Raw genomic sequence first — 531 nt, forward strand, 5'->3', positions numbered from 1 at the left:
AACCAAGCGATAAAAATTGTGAGTGCTTGGCGCGCGTTTGTAGATCTTCAAGCGTTTACGTTTCGTAAACCAGTTGAGAGGTGAACGCGGACTGTAAAGCATTCTGTCTAGGCCATCGCAGATCGTGAGCAGTTGCGTAGGGAACTGGTTTTTAATGCCGCTACAGGTGATTTGATAAATATTCGGGCTGTTTTTTCGATAACGCAATTTGATGTCATAGGCGAACGAGTAGTGAACGTCACCAGACAAAATCACAAAGTTGGTTGGTGTTTTGGTATGCGTAAAAATACTGATGAGCGTATTGGCACTGCCCGGATGCGCCATCCAGTTTTCGGCATCGACCATCAACGGTTTGCCAAGCATTGTTACCACACGCTGCAAGGCTTCAATGAATTTCACACCAAACATGGGAGCGGCAGAAACAATAATCACTTTGTCTTGATGCACCAGCTCTTGGTGGAAGTCAATCATCGCTTCCCAATCCATCAAACCCGATGGTTTATTCATGCGAGATTCAGACCGCCAGCGGCG

General features: G+C 46.5%; 1 pseudogene. It reads right to left on the minus strand.

Annotated features, from left to right (window positions below):
* A pseudogene (locus R7R24_RS30090) lies at positions 1-531 on the minus strand (alkaline phosphatase family protein); the annotation flags it as partial.

The sequence above is a fragment of the Vibrio sp. 704 genome, from assembly GCF_033339295.1.